11 protein-coding genes are annotated in these 19,469 nt (G+C 67.2%); 6 read left to right on the forward strand and 5 right to left on the reverse strand.

From position 1 onward, the window contains the following. Window positions 1-334 precede the first annotated feature (334 nt). A complete protein-coding gene (locus ABQ137_RS19735; RefSeq protein ID WP_349783417.1) occupies window positions 335-2,983 on the reverse strand; it encodes a hybrid sensor histidine kinase/response regulator in 2,649 nt (882 codons plus the stop codon). 201 nt (window positions 2,984-3,184) lie between these two features. Continuing rightward, window positions 3,185-4,357, reverse strand: a complete 1,173-nt coding sequence (locus ABQ137_RS19740) for an OprO/OprP family phosphate-selective porin (protein ID WP_016902551.1) — start codon at window positions 4,355-4,357, stop codon at window positions 3,185-3,187. 286 nt (window positions 4,358-4,643) lie between these two features. Between ABQ137_RS19740 and ABQ137_RS19745 the strand changes: the two genes are divergently transcribed. Both ABQ137_RS19745 and ABQ137_RS19750 read left to right on the forward strand, forming a co-directional pair. Further along, window positions 4,644-5,990 (forward strand): dicarboxylate/amino acid:cation symporter, encoded by a 1,347-nt coding sequence (locus ABQ137_RS19745; protein WP_016902552.1) that lies wholly within the window; start codon window positions 4,644-4,646, stop codon window positions 5,988-5,990. Between the two features lie 198 nt (window positions 5,991-6,188). Continuing rightward, entirely contained in the window at window positions 6,189-8,498 is a 2,310-nt protein-coding gene (locus ABQ137_RS19750; protein ID WP_024938976.1) for an NADP-dependent malic enzyme, read from the forward strand. A gap of 315 nt (window positions 8,499-8,813) precedes the next feature. Here the strand turns inward: ABQ137_RS19750 and ABQ137_RS19755 are convergent, their stop codons facing one another. Further along, window positions 8,814-12,176, reverse strand: coding sequence for a GH92 family glycosyl hydrolase (locus tag ABQ137_RS19755; protein ID WP_349783418.1), 3,363 nt, complete (start codon window positions 12,174-12,176; stop codon window positions 8,814-8,816). A gap of 316 nt (window positions 12,177-12,492) precedes the next feature. Between ABQ137_RS19755 and ABQ137_RS19760 the strand changes: the two genes are divergently transcribed. Genes ABQ137_RS19760 through ABQ137_RS19770 form a run of 3 tightly spaced genes read left to right on the forward strand, consistent with a single transcriptional unit; the run spans window position 12,493 to window position 15,128 of the window. Beyond that, window positions 12,493-12,690 (forward strand): zinc-finger domain-containing protein, encoded by a 198-nt coding sequence (locus ABQ137_RS19760; RefSeq protein ID WP_016902555.1) that lies wholly within the window; start codon window positions 12,493-12,495, stop codon window positions 12,688-12,690. A gap of 10 nt (window positions 12,691-12,700) precedes the next feature. After that, entirely contained in the window at window positions 12,701-13,813 is a 1,113-nt protein-coding gene (locus ABQ137_RS19765) for a glycosyltransferase (RefSeq protein ID WP_349783419.1), read from the forward strand. After that, window positions 13,794-15,128: an O-antigen ligase family protein gene (locus ABQ137_RS19770; RefSeq protein ID WP_349783420.1), complete on the forward strand. Its 1,335-nt coding sequence runs from the start codon at window positions 13,794-13,796 to the stop codon at window positions 15,126-15,128. The genes ABQ137_RS19765 and ABQ137_RS19770 overlap by 20 nt, the downstream gene beginning before the upstream one ends. 61 nt (window positions 15,129-15,189) lie before the next feature. On the opposite strand, the gene ABQ137_RS19775 is transcribed toward ABQ137_RS19770, so the two are convergent. Beyond that, window positions 15,190-16,110, reverse strand: a complete 921-nt coding sequence (locus ABQ137_RS19775) for an LpxL/LpxP family Kdo(2)-lipid IV(A) lauroyl/palmitoleoyl acyltransferase (protein ID WP_024938980.1) — start codon at window positions 16,108-16,110, stop codon at window positions 15,190-15,192. A 76-nt stretch (window positions 16,111-16,186) separates the two neighbouring features. Here ABQ137_RS19775 and waaA point away from each other — a divergent pair, with 76 nt between their 5' ends. Beyond that, window positions 16,187-17,503, forward strand: coding sequence for a lipid IV(A) 3-deoxy-D-manno-octulosonic acid transferase (gene waaA / locus ABQ137_RS19780; RefSeq protein WP_226427422.1), 1,317 nt, complete (start codon window positions 16,187-16,189; stop codon window positions 17,501-17,503). Between the two features lie 577 nt (window positions 17,504-18,080). On the opposite strand, the gene ABQ137_RS19785 is transcribed toward waaA, so the two are convergent. Further along, the gene (locus ABQ137_RS19785; protein WP_102580728.1) at window positions 18,081-19,463 is read right to left on the reverse strand and encodes a TolC family outer membrane protein; all 1,383 of its coding nucleotides are present in this window, start codon (window positions 19,461-19,463) and stop codon (window positions 18,081-18,083) included. Window positions 19,464-19,469: the final 6 nt, after the last annotated feature.

Raw genomic sequence — 19,469 nt, forward strand, 5'->3', positions numbered from 1 at the left:
CCTCCACGCTAGGTATGCACGTGCGTCTGATAGGTGAGGCGATCGATTCTGGTGGAGCGGGCCGGCATTGATAATTGCTGCTTTCTCATCGACTGATGCGCGTTGAACATCAGCCACGCCGGAGCAATGCTCGACTCGACCTGGCGGCGATGCGACGAACGTGGCATGCAGCAGGTGCATGCAGGGAGTCCGCGAGGCGTGGGCGTTTATCGATCCAGGGCGTAGAAACGAACGCTGTCTCGAGCTGCCGATGCGCAGATCGGTCCTGAGTAGTGCGCGTACTACCGCTCTGCATCAACTGCTAGGCCGCATGCCGTGCCGGCAGCCGGGCAACCTATCCGCGCCGCAACAACATCTGGGTGACCAGTGCGCGCAGCGCGGGCGGGCGCACCGGCTTGGTCAGGAATCCCCAGCCCAGGTCGAGCGCGTGTTCGCGCAGCGCCGGGTCGGGTTCGGCGGTGACCAGGATCACGCGCGGTTCGCGTTGCCAGCGTTGCACCAACTGCGGCAGCAGCATGGGGCCGTAGTGCTCGCCCATGCGCACATCCAGCAACAACAGCTCCGGCACCTCGTCGGGGCTGGCGGCGGCCAATGCCTCGTCGGGTCCGCCGGCAAGGTCCACGCGGCATTCCCAGCGTTCCAGCAGGGCGCGGCTGGCCTCGCACACGCGCGGGTCGTCGTCCACGCACCACACGCGGCAACCATGCAGGATCGGGTCGTTGGCGTTTTCTGCGGTGGTGGTGGTTGGCGGCGGAAATTGCCTGACGATCGCAGCGCGTTCGCCCAGCGGCACGGTCACCGAAAACACGCTGCCGCTGCCCAGCGTGGAGCGCAGGCCGATGCGGTGGCCGAGCAGCCGGCCGATGCGCTCGACGATGGCCAGGCCCAGGCCGGCGCCACGGTCGTTGGCCACGCCGTCGTCCAGGCGCCGGAATTCTTCGAAGATCTCTTCCTGCAAGGCTTCGGGAATGCCGGGCCCCTGGTCGTGCACCTCGATGCGCAGCCAGCCGCCGCGACGACGGCAACCGATCAGCACCCGCCCGCGCGGGGTGTAGCGGATGGCGTTGGACAGGAAGTTCTGCAGGATGCGCCGCAGCAGGTTTTCATCGCTCAACACCACCGCGGACGTGGGCACCCAGTCCAGCACCAGGCCGCGGTCTTCGGCCAGGATGCCGAACTCGCGGGCCAGCGTTTCCAGCAGCGGGGCGATGGCGAAATCGCGCACCTGGGTCTTCAGGCTGCCGGCCTCCAGCCGCGAGATGTCCAGCAGGCTGTTGAGGATGGCGTCCTGCGCGGCGAGCGCGCCTTCGATGTTGTCGACCACGCGCGCGCTGCCGGCCTCGCCCACCTGTCCGCGCAGGACCGAGACGAACATGCGCGCGGCGTTGAGCGGTTGCAGCAGGTCGTGCACGGCCGAGGCGACGAAGCGGGTCTTGTAGCGATTGGCGCTCTCGGCCTCGCGCTTGGCCGCGGCCAGGTCGCGGGTCCGTTCGGCCACGCGGTGTTCCAGTGCATCGGCCAGCGAGCGCAGCTCGCGCGCGGCGTTCTTGTAACTGGTGATGTCGGCATAGCTGGTGACGAATCCGCCATCGGGCAGCGGATTGCCACGGATTTCCAGCACGGTGCCGTCTTCCTTTTCGCTCTCGCGCATATGCGGTTTGCCGCTGCGCAGATGATTGAGGCGGCGTTCGATCGCCGCTTCGATCGGCCCCGGTCCGAGCAGGCCGCGGCGTGCGTTGAAGCGGAACAGGTCTTCGATCGGCCGGCCGATCTTCAGCAGTTCGGGCGGGAAGCGGAACAGCTCCACATAGCGCGAATTCCACGCCACCAGATTGAGCGCCTCGTCGATCACCACCACGCCCTGCGGCAGGTGTTCCAGGCTGCGGCTCAGACCGGCATTGGCCTGTTGCGCGGCGGTGACCACGCCATCCTGCGCGGTACGCAGTTCTTCGGCGTGTTGTTGCAGCAGCGTTTCCAGCTCGTGCCGGCTGCGCTGGCGCAATGCGGACAGGCGCCGCCGCTGCTGCACGAACAACCACAGCAAGGCCAGTGCCAACCACGCACCGGCCGCGGCAATCGCCGCGGCGCGGCCGGCCGCTGCGCTGGCGCGGGTGTCGTGCAGCAGATGCAGGCGCCAGCCGCTTTCGGGCACCTCCAGGGTCTGCCACAGCACCGGGCCGGCGAGCGGTGGGTCGCTGACCTCGGCCAGCACGCCACCGTTGCCGGTCTGCTCGATCAGCCGGCGCCGCAGCGGCAGCAAGCCCTGGTCGGCGTACTGGCGGGTGCTGCGCAATTCGCTGCGATCGCGCAGGCTCAGCGGGGCCAGCATGCGGTAGCGCCACTGTGGGCGGCTGGCCAGGAACACCACCGCATGCGCGTCGGAGGCCAGCACGATGTCCGGGGTCTGCAACCACTCGCGTTCCAGCGCGGCCAGCGCGATCTTGATCACCACCACGCCCTGTACCTGGCCGCCGGCATCGACGATGGCCTGCGACAGGAAGTAGCCCGGTTCGCTGGTGGTCATGCCGATGCCGTAGAAACTGCCGCTGCCGTTGGCCAATGCCTGCTGGTAATACGGGCGGAAGGCGTAGTCCACGCCCACGTTGCTTCGCGCCGCGCGCCAGTTGCTGGCAGCCAGCGCAATGCCGTCGCGGTTGATGAGCGTCAGCGTAGAGGATTGGGTGACGTTGTTGGCGCGCTCGAGTTTGCGATTGAGCCGCTCCACCTGCGCGGGCGACAGCGGGCCGGAAACGGCCGCGCGCAGTTCCGGGTCCAGCGCCAGGATCTGCGGCAGCGTGCGATAGCGATCGATGCGTTGCTGCAGGGCCTGCGCGTACAGGCGCAGCTGGCGCCGCACGGTGGCACTTTCCTCGTGCAGGGCGTTCTGTTCGACAAAATGCCCGGCCGCCAGCATGGCCACCAGCATGCCGCCCAACACGATGGTCAGGGTGAGCAGCAGACGGCGGCGTTGCGAAGCGTACATGCCGACAAGTATGGCGGTGCGTCGATGCATCGTGCAGCCATCGCCGCCACGGCGCCCCAAAAACGACTGCGGCCGCATCCCCGGAAGGAAGCGGCCGCAGGGGCCTGCATGCTGGCTTGAATAGCCAGGTTGCCGCGTTGAAGCGGTCAACCGAAGCCAAGCCGCGGCCGAACAGGCCCGCGTCAGCGTTGCGCGATAAGGCTAGAACTGCACCTGCGCGCGCAGCTCCATCACATGCGGGGTTTCATGCACGCCGTTGCGCGTGGCATCCACCCAGCTGTAGTTGGCCTGCATCTTGAAGTGGCTGGTGAGGTACCAGTTGGCGCCGATGGTGGTGTCGTGCTGGCGGCCGCCGCTGACGCGGTTGTCTTCCAGATCCAGGCGGCTGTAGCGGGCGGTGAGCTCGACCGCGCCGTAATCGTGCGCCGGCTTGATGTTGCCCGGTACGCCGCCGGCATAGCTGCGCGACTCGCCGGTCAGCGTCCAGGTGCCATAGAGGTATTGGCCCTGCGCGATGTAATGCGGCAGGTTGTCGTTACGCGCCACCTCGGCGCGCAGCGCTTCGCTCTGCAGCGAGAACGGGCCGTGGATCCACACCGCTTCCACGCCGGCGCGGATCACGTGGTCCACATCGAGAATGGTGCCGGTGTCGATCAGGCGCACGTCGGTCAGGCCGGCTTCCGGGCGGGCACGCAGGCGCACGCGCGGGCTGAACGACACGCCGCGGCCGTCGCTGAAGCCGCGCGGGTTTTCCACCGAACCGGCCAGGCCCAGGTGCAGCACATTGCCTTCGGCCTTGAACGGGGTCCAGGCGGCATGCACGGCCTGGGTGGTGCCCGGGTTGTCGCCCTGCAGGTCCTTGCCGCCGTAGGCGCCGGCCTGCAGCAGGTACTGCTGGCGCTCCAGCGTCCATTCCACGCCGGTACGACGGCCCTGGAACACCGCCTGGATCGGCAGGCCCAGTTCCATGAAGCTGCCAGCACGCGAGCTCTGCACCGCTTCCAGGCCCACCGGCACCTTCATGTAGCCCATCCGCACGCGACCGTAGTCCTGGCCGAACAGCGCCTTGGTCTCGACGCGGAAGAACACGTCCAGCCACAGCTTGGACTCGAAATCGAAATACACCATGGCGTCGTAGACGCCCTTCTTCTTGAGGGTGGCGCCGAATTCCTTGCGGCGGAAGTCGGTGCGGTCTTCCAGGCGGTCGTCGCCGGAGAAGTTGTTGTCGTCGTAGGCATAGTTGCCGGTCAGGCCGAGCTCGGTGCCATCCCCGAAGGTGTATTTGGTGGGCCAGTTTTCCAGCGAGGTGGCCGCATTGGCGGCAGCGGGCGCGGCGGCGATGGCCAACGCGAGAACGAGCGGATTGAGGCGCATAGGTGTGGTCTTCGGCAAGGAGAAGGGGCCGGGCGTCCTGCCATGGCGGTCGCACTGAACAGCTTCAGCAAGCGCGCAGGTTCCGGACGGCCAACAACACAGGAATCGGTGTCTGCGTTAAACGGAATTAACGGCCGGTGGTGGCGCGGCTGAAGTGTAAGGCGACGTTCAGCCCGGGGACAGTGCGTAGTACCAATGGGCTATCGGCTCGGGCTGTGACGTACGGCCAGAATGCCCGCACCGGGTACCTGCTCAGGCACCCTCTATGTTCCCTCGGAGTGGCGTCATGCACATCAGCAAGCCTGCCGGCCCCTTGCCGGCGCCCGTCCCGTTTTACCGTCAGCTGTATTTCCAGGTGGTGGTGGCGATCGTCCTGGGTGCCCTGCTGGGCCACTTCGAGCCGGCCTTCGCCGAAAGCCTGAAGCCGCTGGGCGATGCCTTCATCAAGCTGGTGAAGATGATCATCGCCCCGGTGATCTTCCTGACCATCGTCACCGGCATCGCCGGCATGACCCACCTCAAGACGGTGGGCCGGGTCTTCGCCAAGTCGATGACCTACTTCCTGTTCTTCTCCACGCTGGCGTTGATCGTGGGCATGATCGTGGCGCACGTGGTGCAGCCCGGCGCCGGCATGAACATCAACCCGGCCGAGCTGGATCAGAGCGCGGTCAACACCTACGTGCAGAAGTCGCACGAGCTGAGCCTGGTCGGCTTCCTGATGGACATCATCCCGGCCACGCTGGTCAGCGCCTTCGTCGATGGCAACATCCTGCAGGTGCTGTTCGTGGCGGTGCTGTTCGGGATCGCGCTGGCCCTGGTCGGCGAGCGTGGCCGCCCGGTGCTGAGCTTCCTGGAAGCGCTGACCGCGCCGGTGTTCCGCCTGGTGCACATGCTGATGAAGGCCGCGCCGATCGGTGCGTTCGGTGCGATCGCCTTCACCATCGGCAAGTACGGGGTGGAATCTCTGGTCAACCTGGCCTGGCTGGTGGGGTCGTTTTACCTGACCTCGCTGTTCTTCGTGCTGGTGATCCTGGGCATCGTGTGCCGGTTGTGCGGCTTTTCGGTGCTCAAGCTGATCCGCTACCTCAAGGCCGAACTGCTGCTGGTGCTGGGGACCTCCTCGTCGGAGTCGGCGCTGCCGTCGCTGATGGAGAAGATGGAGAAGGCCGGCTGCGAGAAGTCGGTGGTGGGCCTGGTGGTGCCGACCGGCTACTCGTTCAATCTGGATGGCACCAACATCTACATGACCCTGGCCGCGTTGTTCATCGCCCAGGCCACCAATGTGGACCTGAGCCTGGGCCAGCAGATCACCCTGCTGGCGGTGGCAATGCTCAGCTCCAAGGGCGCGGCCGGCGTGACCGGCGCCGGCTTCATCACCCTGGCCGCCACGCTGTCGGTGGTGCCGGACGTGCCGGTGGCCGGCATGGCGCTGATCCTGGGCGTGGACCGCTTCATGAGCGAGTGCCGCTCGCTGACCAACTTCATCGGCAACGCGGTTGCCACCGTGGTGGTGTCGCGTTGGGAAAATGCGCTGGACCGCGACCAGCTCAAGCTGGTGCTGGATGGCGGCTCGCCGCCGCTGCAGGCACCGGTGGCCTCGACCGACGTCGTCGCCCCGATCAGCGCACGCTGATGCTTCCTACGGCCCTGTATTCCGTCGGCGCTGCCGGCGGGGTGCAGGGCCGTTTCCGCTTCCAGCCCACCCTGGCCGCCGCGCACGACGCGCTGCAGCCTGCGATCTTCCTGCCACGCCGACAGCTGCGCGACAGGCCCTTGTTCAGGCAGGAGGGTAGAATTCAGCCCTCCTGCGCCTTCGAGACCCACACAGCCGATGTCCAACGACGACTTCAAACAGGCCGCCCTCGACTACCACCGCCAGCAGCCGGCCGGCAAGATCAAGGTCACCGCGACCAAGCCGATGCTGACCCAGCGCGATCTGTCGCTGGCGTATTCGCCGGGCGTGGCCTTCGCCTGCGAGGCGATCGTCGAGGAACCCACCCAGGCCAGCGAGCTCACCGCGCGCGGTAATCTGGTGGCGGTGATCACCAACGGCACCGCGGTGCTGGGCCTGGGCAACATCGGCCCGCTGGCCTCCAAGCCGGTGATGGAAGGCAAGGGCGTGCTGTTCCAGAAGTTCGCCGGCATCGACGTGTTCGACATCGAGATCAACGAGAACGACCCGGACAAGCTGGTCGACATCATCGCCAGCCTGGAGCCGACCTTCGGCGGCATCAATCTGGAAGACATCAAGGCGCCGGAGTGCTTCATCGTCGAGCGCAAGCTGCGCGAGCGCATGAACATCCCGGTGTTCCATGACGACCAGCATGGCACCGCGATCATCGTCGGCGCCGCCGTGCTCAACGCGCTGGTGGTCACCGGCAAGAAGATCGAAGAGGTCAAGCTGGCCACCACCGGCATGGGCGCGGCCGGCATCTCCTGCGTCAACATGCTGGTCTCGCTGGGCCTGAAGCCGGAGAACATCCTGGCGCTGGACCGCGACGGCGTGATCCACACCGGCCGCACCGACCTGGACCCGGACAAGCAGCGCTACGCGCGCGACACCGACAAGCGCACCCTGGCCGAGATCGTCGAGGGTGCGGACATCTTCCTGGGCCTGTCGGCGGCCGGCATCCTCAAGCCGGAGATGGTCGCCAGCATGGCGCGCCAGCCGGTGATCTTCGCGCTGGCCAATCCCAACCCGGAAATCACCCCGGAAGCGGCCAAGGCGGTGCGTCCGGATTGCATCATCGGCACCGGCCGTTCGGACTACCCGAACCAGATCAACAACGTGCTGTGCTTCCCTTACCTGTTCCGCGGCGCGCTGGACGTGGGCGCCACCGGCATCAACGAGGAAATGAAGATCGCCTGCGTCAAGGCGATTGCGGCGATGGCGCGGCGCGAGGCCTCCGACCTGGGCGCGGCCTACGGCGGCGAGACCCCGAGCTTCGGCCCGGAATACCTGATTCCGCGTCCGCTGGACCCGCGCCTGCTGGTGGAGCTGTCGTCCGCCGTTGCGCAGGCGGCGATGGATTCGGGCGTGGCCACGCGCCCGATCACCGACATGGAGGCCTACCGCGACAAGCTCGGCCAGTTCGTCTACCGCACCAGCCTGATGATGAAGCCGGTCTATGACCGCGCGCGCGCCGACAAGCAGCGCGTGGTGTATGCCGAGGGCGAAGAGGAAGTGGTGCTGCGCGCGGTGCAGAACGTCGTCGACGAAGGCCTGGCGTTCCCGATCCTGATCGGCCGCCCGGACGTCATCGAGGCGCGCATCGAGCGCATGGGCCTGCGCCTGACCGCCGGAGTGGACTTCGAGATCACCAACATCCTCGACGACCCCCGCTTCAACGAATACTGGCAGTACTACCACGCGCTCACCGAGCGTCGCGGCGTGACCGTCACCGCCGCTAAGGAACTGATGCGCTCGCGTCCGACCCTGATCGCGGCGGTGATGGTGGCGCGTGGCGAAGCCGATGCGATGCTGTCGGGCGTGGTCGGCCGCTTCCACAAGAAGCTGGGCTACGCACGCAGCGTGATTCCGCTGGAGCCGCGGGTCAGCTCCACCTCGGCGATGACCGGCGTGATCAACCAGCTGGGCGTGTTCTTCTTCCTGGACACGCACGTGCAGGAAGACCCGACCGTGGAGCAGGTGGTCGAGGCCACGCTGCAGGCTGCGTACCGCCTGAAGCTGTTCGGCATCGAGCCCAATATCGCGCTGCTGTCGCACTCCAACTTCGGCAGCCACGACTCGCGCGATGCGCTGAAGATGCGCCAGGTGCGCGAAGCCCTGCTCAAGCGCAAGCCCGAGCTCAACATCGACGGCGAAATGCAGGGCGACACCGCCTGGGACGAGGCGCTGCGCAAGCAGATCATGCCTAACAGCACGCTCAAGGGCCGCGCCAACCTGTTCGTGCTGCCGAACCTGGAAGCGGCCAACATCGCCTACAACCTGGTACGCGTGTTCACCGACGGCGTGGCGATCGGCCCGATCCTGATGGGCATCTCCAAGCCGGTGCACATCCTCACCACCAGCGCCACCTCGCGCCGGGTGATGAACATGACCGCGATCGCGGCGGTGGATGCGCAGATCCGCCGGCAGCGCGATGCCGAGAAAACCGCCAGCGAAAAAAATAGCGATTGAGATCCCCCACCGGGAAACATCAAAGACCGATCCGTTAGCGGCACCCCACGTGCCGCGCCAACGCCCCTCTCCCATCGGGGCGACAAGGCACTGCTTGCGCGCCACTGGCACGCGTGCCTTGAAGCGCCCGCGCCGCAAGCGCGGGCCGGCGCGCGGAGAGGGGGGGGGTTACGATCGCCAGCGCTGCTGACGTTGCAGTAAAATCCCCGCTCCGGCAGCCCCCGTGTAACTCCGTCGATTGCGTGAGCGGGTGCCTGCATCCTGCAGTCGCCTGCCTGCAGAAAGTAGCGCGATCAGCGATGCGAGACCGGCGCCTCAACGCGCCGCAGGCTCAGCCCCCAGCAACTCGATCTCCGCCAGCTGCAGTTTCGCAGGTGCGCTGAATCGCAGCCGATACTCGGCATATGCGCCCGGGGAGGCAATGCGAAACGGCCGCGTCTGCAATGGCCAGTCAAACGTTTCCTCACGGCGCTGATCGACCACCTTCCACGCACCATCGGCCGTCCGTGCTTCCAGCGTCCATCCGCTCGCCGCAATCGCCGCGTTGCCGCTGGTCAGCGTGTAGAGCGTCGGCGTGCTGCGCGCCATGCCGCTGAACGTCAGTGCCGATGCCGATGCAACTGCAGCGACCGTCCCCGCATCGTCGTCATGCAGTGCCGGGACATCCCCACCATCGGCCAGGGTGATGCGCGCCGTGTCTCCGAGCACATCGCGCAAGGGGGCAGGGCGTTCACCCGCAGGCGTCAGCGATGGCGGCGCATCGTCCGGCCCGGTGCCCCAGCGCGAGGGCGTCGGCCCCATGACGAAGTCCAGCGTCGCACCCCTGGCGATGTCTGCATGCGGCAACCAGGTCTTGCGCCAGGGCTTGCCGTTGACCTTGAGCGATTGCACGTACACGTTTTGCGGCGAATTCTGCAGCGCATTGACCGTCAGCGTCCCGCCGTTCGGCAAACGCAGGCTGGCGTGCGTGAACAGCGGCGAGCCGATCACATAGTCCGGCGTACCCATGCGCAACGGATACAAGCCCATCGCTGCGAACAGATACCACGCCGACATTTCGCCATTGTCCTCATCGCCGGGGTAGCCCTGGCCGATCTCGCTGCCCAGGTACAGGCGCGCCAGGATCTCGCGGGTCAGGCGTTGCGTCTTCCACGGCTGCCCGGCGTACAGGTACATCCACGGGATATGGTGCGCGGTCTGGTTGCTGTGCGCGTACATGCCCATGCGCACGTCGCGCGCTTCGGTCATTTCGTGGATGGTGGAGCCGTAAGAGCCGGCGAACCTGGCTTCGGCGGTCTCGGGGGTGGCGAAGAACGTATCCAGCTTCGCTGCCAGACCGGCGCGTCCTCCATACAACGTGGCCAGGCCTTGCCCATCGTGCGGTGCGGTGAACGCAAACGTCCAGCCGCTGGATTCGGTGTAATCGTGGCCCCAGACGCGCGGATCGTACCGTGCCGCGTCCACGCGCCAGGTGCCGTCCGGGGTGCGGCCCTGGAAGAACCCGATCGCCGGGTCGAACAAGGCCGAATAGCCCGCCGCGCGATGACGGAAATACACAGCCTCGGTCGCGTAACGCTCGCGCGCCGTGGCTGTTTTCGCCTGTGTGGCCAGCGCATCGGCCATGTTGGCGATACCGAAGTCGTTGAGCGCGCCTTCCATCGACCACGACATGCCTTCGTGGGTGTCGGTATCGGTATAACCGCGAAAGGTCGAACGCGCCATGCCCTTGCGGCCGACATGCCTGTCGGGCGCCACCACGGTGGCGTTCTTGCGTGCGGCAACATATGCCTCGAGCGGATCGAAGCCCTGCACGCCCTTGAGCCAGGCATCGGCAAAGGCCACGTCGGAACTGGTGCCGACCATCAGATCGGCATAGCCGGGCGACGACCAGCGCGCCACCCAGCCGCCCGCGCGCGACTGCTCCAGAAAGCCTTGCACCAGCGCACCGGCATCGTCAGGGGCGAACAAGGCGTACGCCGGCCACGCGGTGCGAAAGGTGTCCCACAAGCCGTTGTTGACATAGACCCGGCCATCGCGGATCGGCGCGAAGCTGCGCACCGCGCTGCCATCGATGTTGTCGTCCGACCAACTGCTCTGGCTGGCGTAACGCCAGTCCGGTGCGCTGGCGCTGCCGACGTTCTCATGGCCGGAGTTGGGATACAGGTGCAGGCGGTACAGGTTGGAGTACAGCGTGGTCTTCTGGTCGGCGGTGGCATCGGGCACCTCCAGGCGTCCCAGCAATGCATCCCAGGCGTCCTGCGCACGCGCGGCAACCTGCTCGAATGTTGCCTGCGGCGCGATTTCCAGGGCCAGGTTGTGCCTGGCCTGATCCAGCGAGATCAGCGAGGTGGCAATGCGCATCTGCACCTGCCGGGTGCTGCCTGCATCGAACTTGATCCAGCCGGTGGGCCGGCCGGTGTCGCTCAGGCCGCTGGCTTTCCACGGCGTGTCGAAGCTGGCATGGACATACATGCGCGTGGCCCCGGTCGATAGCCCGCTACGCACATCGGTGTAGCCGGAGAGCGTCTGTGTTGCCGCATCCAGGCGCAGCGCGCCGCGCGCGTCCACATTGTCGAACACCAGATTGGCATCGCCCTGCGCCGGGAAGCGAAAGCGGAACAGCGCGGCATGGTCGGTCGGTGCGATCTCGGCCTGGATCCCGTTGTCCAACCGCAGCGCGTAGCGATAGGGGCGCGCAGTTTCATTGGCGTGCGAAAACGTCAGTGCACGCTGTTTGCGATCGGCTGGCGGCACGCCGGCGGCCAACGACGGCATCACCTGAAAGGTCTGGCGGTCGCCCATCCACGGGCTGGGCTGATGGCTGAGCGACAACGCCTGCAGGCGCGGGCGATTGTCCGCATCGTTATGTTCGTTCCAGCGATACAGCCAGGTCAGCGTGCCCGCATCGGTCACCGGCGTCCAGAAGTTGAAGCCATGCGGCACGGCCGTTGCAGGGAAATTATTGCCGCGCGAGAACGTGCCATTGGACTGCGTGCCGCGCGTGGTCAGCACCCAATCCGACGCACGCGTTGCCGGCGTCAGCGGCACCTCGGCAAGCGCGATATCGTCGATCCAACCGGCACTGGTCGCGCCTGCGGGCGGCGCAACGTCCAGCTCGATCGCACGCACACGGCGCCCACGCAGGCCGGGCACGTCGCCCAGCCGCACCGCCTTGCGCGCCCATTGCTGCGGATACAGCGTCTTCGACTCGCCTTGCGCCTGCGCAGCTAGCGCGACGCCATGCTGATCCCGCGCAGCGCTGGCAGACACGCGCGTGCCGTCGTCCAGCAGCAGATCCAGTGACACATAGGTCGATGCCACATGCTCGCCGCCCACACTCTCCGGCAATACCAGCCACGACAGCGTCGTATCGGCACCGATCGGGACATCGGCGGTAAACAGGGTGCGCCGCCCACCTGCAGCATGACCTTGATACCGCAATGCATGCGCACCGCTGTAGCCGGCGTTGGGCTTGGCCGCATACGGCGCGGCCGGGCCGGTACCGATGGCAATCTGCACATCGCCTGCCGCCGCGCTCACCGGCAACGGCTGCCCGGGCTCGAACGAACTCGAAAACTCAATTGCCGCGCTCACCGACAGCGGCGCAGCGCAGCCCAGGGCGACAACCAGCCGTAGCCACAGCTCACGCGGGTGCAACAGCACAACAGACGAGGTCACGTGGCGATGTCTCCTTAGGGTGCGATGCCGCAGGGCAGGTCCGGCCGAGTGCTGCGGGCGATCCGGACACGGGGCGCAGGCGCGGGGCGGTGCGCCATGGTCAGGCGATGATAAGCGCGATGTCCGGGTGGGGTGGTGCTGCCGTGCCTGTAGGGGGCCAGGCTCTGCTGGATCTTTAGCATCTCTCGAGGTTGCCGGCGCCCGCGCTGGCGCCGAGACCATCGCCACCCGAACCGGCATCGCCCGCTCAATGGGCCGATCACCACGCAGGCTGCTAGAATCCGCGCTCTGCCTTTGCCTCTACGATCGTGCCGCCATGAGCCAGACCGCCACCGCGCCCGCCAATGCCGAATCGCGCTACACCGTGCATCGCAGCGATCTGCCGCTGAGCTGCCCGACACCGCAGATGGCGTTGTGGAACTCGCATCCGCGCGTATACCTGCCGATCGAAGACGAGCCCAACTGCGAAGCCAAGTGCCCGTACTGCGGCGCGCTGTTCGTGCTCGCCGACTGATCCTGGCCGGATGCACCGCCTGACCGTGGTGCAACTGCTGCCGGCGCTGCAGTCCGGCGGCGTCGAGCGCTCCACCCTGGAAATCGCTGCTGCGCTGGTGCGCGCCGGCCACCGCGCGGTGGTGGTGTCGGCCGGCGGTCGCCTGGTCCAGCCGCTGCTGGAGGCGGGCGGCGAACATCTCACCCTGGATATCGGGCGCAAGTCGCTGCTGACCTTGCGTCATGTGGTCGGCCTGCGCCGGCTGTTCGCCGAACTGGGCGCCGACATCGTGCATGCGCGTTCGCGCCTGCCGGCCTGGCTGGGCTGGTATGCCTTGCGCGGCATGCCGCCAGCCACGCGGCCGCGCTTTGTCACCACCGTGCACGGGCTCAACTCGCCCAGCCGCTACAGCGCGGTGATGACCTACGGCGAGCGGGTGATCTGCGTGTCGCAGACGGTGCGCGAGTACGTCTGCACGCACTATCCGCAGACCGACAGCGCGCGCTTGCGCACGATACCGCGCGGTGTCGATATCGCGCAGTTTCCGCGTCGCCCGCGTCCGGATCGCCGCGCGCGCACCTGGGCACAGAGCATGCTGCCCGGCTTGCCGGCCGATGCACCACTGCTGCTGCTGCCCGGGCGCGGCACCCGGCTGAAGGGGCACACCGACGGTCTGCAACTGCTCGCCGACGTGCGCGCTGCCGGCGTGCCGGCCTGGTTGTGGCTGCCGGGCGCGCGCGAGCCGGGCCGCGAAACCTATCTGCGCGAGCTGGAAGCCGAGGCCACCAGGCTGGGCGTGGCTGAGGCGGTCGCCTTCACCGAACCCACCGCACGCATCGCCGAGGCCTACGCCGCCAGCGATCTGGTGCTGCAGCTGTCGCGCAAACCCGAGGCCTTCGGCCGCACCGTGGTGGAGGCCTTGTCGGTGGGCCGGCCGGTGCTGGGGTGGGCGCATGGCGGCGTCGGCGAGCTGCTGGCCGAGTTGCAACCCGGCGGCGCGGTGCCGGCCTTCGATGCCGCTGCCTTGCGCACCCAGGCGCTTCATTTGCTGCAGCAGGCGCCGACAGCGCCCGCCGTGCTTCCCTACACGTTGCAGGCCATGCAAGCGGCCACCCTGAAGGTCTATGACGAACTCCGCCGCTGAGGCCATCCCTCCCGCGTCCGTGCTGACGCCCGATGCCGGTCGCTGGGCGCCGCTGTGGGTGATCCTGTTCGTGGCCCTGTGGCCCACGCCCGGGCTGGCCGAGACGGTGTTGTCGCTGGGCGCGCTGTTTGCGGCGTATCGCCTGCTGCATGCGCGCTTCCGCGGCGGCACCCGGCTGCTCAGCGGTGCGGCCTGGGCGCTGACCAGTGTGTTGTTCTTCGCGTACTGGTTGCCGCAGATGCTGTCGGCGTTCGATGCGGTGGACGTGGGCCGCGCGCTGCGCAAGTCGGCCACCGATCTGCGCTATCTGCCTTTCATGTGGTTGTGCGCGATCGCGGTGGCCAATGCGCAGCGGCGTCGGCGCACCTTCACCGGCCTGGCAGTGATTGGCGCGGTGTGGACGCTGGATGCGCTGCTGCAGGCCGCGTTCGGCAACAGCCCGTTGTTCTTCGGCCTGGATCAGATCAAGCAGCTGATCAGCGGGCATGGCCTGTGCACGCCGCAGGAGCTGGCCCTGGTCGACCGCCTCAGCGGCGTGCTGGGGCCGTGCAACCTCAAGTTCGGCCAGACCCTGGCCAGCCTGTCGCCCTTCCTGTTGCTGGCGCTGGACCGGCGCCATGCCTGGGCCTGGGCAGGCGCTGCGGCGGCGGTCGGGGTGGTGTTGGTGCTGGCCGGTTCGCGGGCGTCGTGGATCACCTATGGCGTGATCGTGCTGTTGTCCGGCTGGCAGTTGCTGGGTGGCCGTCGCCTGCTGGGAGTGGCGCTGATCGGCGCGCTGCTGGCGGCCGGCGTGGTGGCGGTGGCGCCGCAGGCGCGCGAGCGGATCCAGCGCACCGCCCTGGCCTTTAGCGATGGCGAGCAGGGCGTCGACCAGGCCCTGTCCGGGCGTGCGCAGATCTGGGGCGCGGCGCTGTGCATGATCCGCGCGCATCCGCTCAATGGCGTGGGCGCACGCGGATTTCGGCAGGCGTATCCGGCCTGCAATCCGGCCCCCGCGCAGGCGCCGGCATGGGGCGACGGGCCGGCCTTCCATGCGCACCAGATCGTGCTGGAAATCCTGGCCGAAACCGGGGTGATCGGTTTGCTGCTGTGGCTGGCCGGTGCGGCCCAGGCCTGGCGCGCGTGGCGCTATTCCAGCCTGGCCGCGCGCGCGCAGGCACGCCCGGCAATGATCGCGCTGGTGGCAACCGTGTTCCCGCTCAATACGCATCTGGCGTTCTATTCCAGCTTCTGGGGCGGGCTGAGCCTGATGCTGGCCGGCCTGTATGCCGGTGCCTTGCTCAACGACGACGCAGATCAGCCGCCGCCGCGCTGACCCGCCGCACATCCGTGCGTTGCGGCTTCTGCACGCAGCGCAGGCATGAGGCCCGCCGACATCAGCGATAGAATTCGCTGCGCCCGCCCGGCTGGCGCTTGAAGCGCCGATGGATCCACAGGTACTGGTCCGGCGCCTCGCGCACCATGTCCTCGATCGCCGCATTGACCTGCGCGGTATCGGCGATCACATCGTCGGAGGGGATGTCTGCCAGCGGCGGTGCGATCTTGAGGATGTAGCGGCCACCTTCGCGCCGATGGAAGTACGGCACCACCGCGCAGCCGGTCAGCCGCGCCAACTGGTGGGTGGCGGTGATGGTGGAGGCCGGATGCCCGAAGAATGGCACGAACACGGTGTCCTTGCCGCGCATGTCCTGATCCGGCGCGTACCACAGGAAACCGCCGCGCTTGAGGTGCTTGATGGTGGCGCGCAGATCCTCGTTGGCGAACATGTGTGTGGCATAGCGCAGCCGCCCGCGCTTGACCGCCCACTCGAACACCGGGTTGCGATGCCTGCGGTACATGCCGGCCAGCGGCACGTAATCGCATAGCAGCCGCCCGCACATCTCCAGCGTCATGAAGTGGCCGGACACCAGCAACACGCCGCGCTTTTGTTCCTGCAGACGCTGCAGATGTTCCAGCCCTTCGACCTGCACGCCCGGACGGATGGCATCGATGCTGCCCCACCAGGCACGCGCGAATTCGAACAGGCCCACGCCCAGCGCATCGAAACTGTCGCGCAACAGCCGCGCCCGCCAGGCATCGTCCTGTTCGGGAAAACACAGCGCGAGGTTGACCTCGGCAGCGCGCCGGCGCGTGCCGGCCAGGCGCATCGCGATCCAGCCCACGCCACGGCCGAGCGCGCGCTGCAGCGTCCAGGGCAGGCGCCCGGCGATCACCATGACGGCAAGGGCCAGATACATCGGCCAGTGCCTGGGGTTGCGCAGGGAAGGGCGGACAGCGACGTTGGCGGGTTCGGACATGCGTCAATTCTAAGGGATCACGCGCGCGCGTCGGCGTGCACATGCGCACGCCGCAACGCTCCCGTATCCTGCAGCGATGCGGAAAGACCCGATCGAATGGCTGTTGCGCGGACTGTACTCGGCGCTGTTGTACCTGTTGCTGCCGGTGACGGTGTACCACCTGGTGTGGCGCGGTTTTCGCGTGCGCGAATACTTCAACCGCTGGAACGAGCGCTATGCCTCTTACACGCATGCCTGCGGTCGCCCGCGCGTATGGGTGCACGCGGTGTCGGTGGGCGAGGTCAATGCCGCCGCGCCGCTGGTCAATGCCTTGCGCGCGCAGCGTCCGGATATCCGCTGGGTCATCACCACCATCACCCCCACCGGCTCCGAGCGCGTGCGCGCGGTCTGGGGCGATGCGGTGGACCACGTGTATCTGCCCTATGACGTACCTGGCAGCGTTGGCCGGTTCCTGGAGCATTTCCGGCCGCGCCTGGCGTTGATCCTGGAAACCGAACTGTGGCCGAACATGTTGTTCGGCTGCCGCGACCGCAGGATTCCGGTGTACATCCTCAATGCGCGGTTGTCGGCACGCTCGCTGCGTGGCTATCGCCTGCTGGCGCCGTTGATCAGCCGCGCGCTGCGCAGCGTCACCTGCGTGGCGGCGCAGTCGCACGACGATGCCGAACGCTTCATCACGCTGGGTGCGCGGCCCGACCAGGTGATCGCACTGGGCAATCTCAAATTCGATATCGCCGCACCTGCGCAGTTGCAGGCGCTGGTCGCGCAGTTCCATACGCAGGTGCCGGCAACGCGGCCGGTGTGGATTGCCGCCAGCACGCACGAAGGCGAGGAAGCGGCCGTGGCCGACATCCATGCGCGCCTGCTGCTGCAGTTTCCTGACTTGCTGATGTTATGGGCGCCGCGCCACCCGGAGCGCTTTCCCAAGGTCGAGGCCGTGGCGCGCGAGCGTGGCTGGGCCGTGTCCACACGCAAGAGCCAGCAATGGCCGCAGGCGCGCGACAAGGTGTTTGTCATCGATACCCTGGGCGAGCTGATGAGTTTCTACGCCTGCGCACAGGTCGCCTTCGTCGGCGGCAGCCTGCAACCGATCGGCGGGCACAATCTGCTCGAACCGGCAGCAGTCGGCACGCCGGCAGTCACCGGCCCGCATCTGCACAATTTCTCGGAGATTTCGCGGCGCATGCGCGAGGCCGATGCGGTGGCCATTTGCGACGATGCCGACTGCGTGTACCACGATCTTGCGCGCCTGCTCGGCGACCCAGCCCAGCGCGAGGCGATGGCCGCGGCGGGGCTGGCCTTGGTCGCCAATGGCAAGGGTGCGGTGGCGCGGACGCTGGTGCAGATCGCGCCGGACCTGCCACCGGTGGTGAGCGAGGGCGCGGCGTCCTGAGGATGTCACTGCGCCTGCACTGCAGCGTTGCAGTAATCCTGCCGCAGTCACGCTAATGCGCGTCATCCAACGGCCTTTTGGAGTGCCAACAGGGCGTGGCGATCGCGCAGTCGTGTGATCAGCCGCTTTGGGCGTCATCTGGAGAGTCTCAAGCCGCATTGGTCGAGCGTGCGGTGTCCTCGCCGCTCGCGGGACACGCCGTGAATCGGTCCGTGGAGGCTCGGTGGCGGCATCCCTGCCGCCACACGGTCCCGCAACCGGCGAGGACACCGCAGCAGAGAGTTCGCCGGTTGCTTTGTTGAAATTGCTTGCAAACCTGCACGCCGACCATCTCGACTGGTCCTTGCCCGTTCACCGTCGCGGGACCTGACGCGGCATGGAGGCCGCGTAAGAGCTTACTGGGACCTACTTGCGGCGTGTCCCGCGATGGTGGGCGGGCAAGGGCCCTGCAGCCAAGTCGCAGATCAGCGGCTAATGCCGCAGTCATCGCAGGGATCGCACGCAGCCAGGTACGCGTATGCATCGGACATAAAAAAGGCGGGCTGCGCCCGCCTTTTTAGTTACCTATCCGCCCGCATTACTGCAGCGAGCCACTGCCCTGCAGCTTGGACTCGGCATCCTGCGACAGCAGGCGGTTCACGTCCTGCAGGTCGGTGATGTCGAGCTTGCCGATCGCCTGGCCCAGCAGCAGACGGTTCTGCAGGAAGTTGTAGCGCGACTGCGCATAGTTCAGCTGCGCCTGGAACAAGGTGCGCTGGTTCTGCACCACGTCCAGCACGGTGCGCGTACCGACTTCCAGACCCACCTGCGAAGCGTCGTATGCGGCCTGTGCGGAGACCACGGCCAGGCGGCGTGCTTCCACTTCGCTGATGCCGGCGACCACGGTCTGATAGGCATTGCGCGTATTGCGATCCAGCGCGCGCTTCTGCTGCTCGTAGGTGTCCTGCTGGATATCGCGACGCGACAGCGCCTGACGCACGGCCGACTGGGTGGCGCCGCCGGCGAAGATCGGAATCGACAGCGTGATGCCGATCGAATCGGTATCGATGTCGCGGCCGCTGGTAGTGAAGTTGCCGGCCGCCTGATCGACGGTGCCTGCGCCTCCCCAGCTGTTGGTGCGGCCGATATTGGCGCCAAGGTTCAAGGTGGGGTAGTGGCCCGCACGCGCGGCATTGACCTGCGCCTCGGCGGCGCTGACCTGCAACTGCTGCGCCTTCAACGCCGGATTGTCGGCGATGGCGGTGGCCACCAGTTGATCGACGTTGGCATAGGCGGCCGGTACTTCCGGACGGAACTCTTCCGGCAGTGCACGCAGGCTGACCACCGGCTGGCCGGTGAGCTCGGTCAACGCCTGGTAGTAATCCTTCAGCGTGTTGCGCGCATTGATCGTATCGGCACGCGCCTGGTCGTACTGGGCACGCGCTTCGTGCACGTCGGTGATCGGGGCCAGGCCCACTTCCAGGCGCTTGTCGGCGTAGTCGAACTGTTTCTTGGCGGCCGCTTCGTTGGTTTCTGCCGCCGCCAGCGATTCGATGCCGACCAGTACCTGGAAATACGCCGCCGAGGTGCGGGTGATCAGGTCGTTGTTGGCCGATTCCAGCGTGAAGTCCGCCGCCTTGGCCACTTCGCGCTGTGCACGCAGATTGGCGAACTGCGCCCAGTTGAAGATGGTCTGGTTGCCCTGGATCGCGTACTGACGCTGCTTGGTGGTCGAGCGGCCATCCACGCCTTCCAGCTCGCGGTGCGACTGGGTGTACCCGGCGGTGCCGTCCAGCTGCGGCAACAACGCCGCACGCGCCTGCACCTGACCTTCCCGATTGACCAGGCGAGTGGACTCGGCCACTGCCAGCTGCGGATCGCCGTTGCGGGCCATTTCGTAGACCTGCAGCAGATCGGTGGCGTTTGCAGCCATCGGAGACAGGGCGGCGGCCAGCGCCAGGACGAGGGATCGGCGGATCATCGGGGA

Origin of the sequence: Xanthomonas sp. WHRI 8393 (assembly GCF_040203315.1) — a bacterium.
Taxonomy (GTDB): domain Bacteria; phylum Pseudomonadota; class Gammaproteobacteria; order Xanthomonadales; family Xanthomonadaceae; genus Xanthomonas; species Xanthomonas arboricola.

What these genes read in the sequence shown, in the direction of transcription:
- ABQ137_RS19745 (WP_016902552.1), top strand. Translation starts at nt 4,644, where the DNA reads ATGCACATCAGCAAGCCTGCCGGCCCCTTGCCGGCGCCCGTCCCGTTT.
- ABQ137_RS19770 (WP_349783420.1), top strand. Translation starts at nt 13,794, where the DNA reads ATGACGAACTCCGCCGCTGAGGCCATCCCTCCCGCGTCCGTGCTGACG.
- ABQ137_RS19740 (WP_016902551.1), bottom strand. Translation starts at nt 4,357, where the DNA reads ATGCGCCTCAATCCGCTCGTTCTCGCGTTGGCCATCGCCGCCGCGCCC.
- ABQ137_RS19735 (WP_349783417.1), bottom strand. Translation starts at nt 2,983, where the DNA reads ATGTACGCTTCGCAACGCCGCCGTCTGCTGCTCACCCTGACCATCGTG.
- ABQ137_RS19775 (WP_024938980.1), bottom strand. Translation starts at nt 16,110, where the DNA reads ATGTCCGAACCCGCCAACGTCGCTGTCCGCCCTTCCCTGCGCAACCCC.
- ABQ137_RS19785 (WP_102580728.1), bottom strand. Translation starts at nt 19,463, where the DNA reads ATGATCCGCCGATCCCTCGTCCTGGCGCTGGCCGCCGCCCTGTCTCCG.
- waaA (WP_226427422.1), top strand. Translation starts at nt 16,187, where the DNA reads ATGCGGAAAGACCCGATCGAATGGCTGTTGCGCGGACTGTACTCGGCG.
- ABQ137_RS19765 (WP_349783419.1), top strand. Translation starts at nt 12,701, where the DNA reads ATGCACCGCCTGACCGTGGTGCAACTGCTGCCGGCGCTGCAGTCCGGC.
- ABQ137_RS19760 (WP_016902555.1), top strand. Translation starts at nt 12,493, where the DNA reads ATGAGCCAGACCGCCACCGCGCCCGCCAATGCCGAATCGCGCTACACC.
- ABQ137_RS19750 (WP_024938976.1), top strand. Translation starts at nt 6,189, where the DNA reads ATGTCCAACGACGACTTCAAACAGGCCGCCCTCGACTACCACCGCCAG.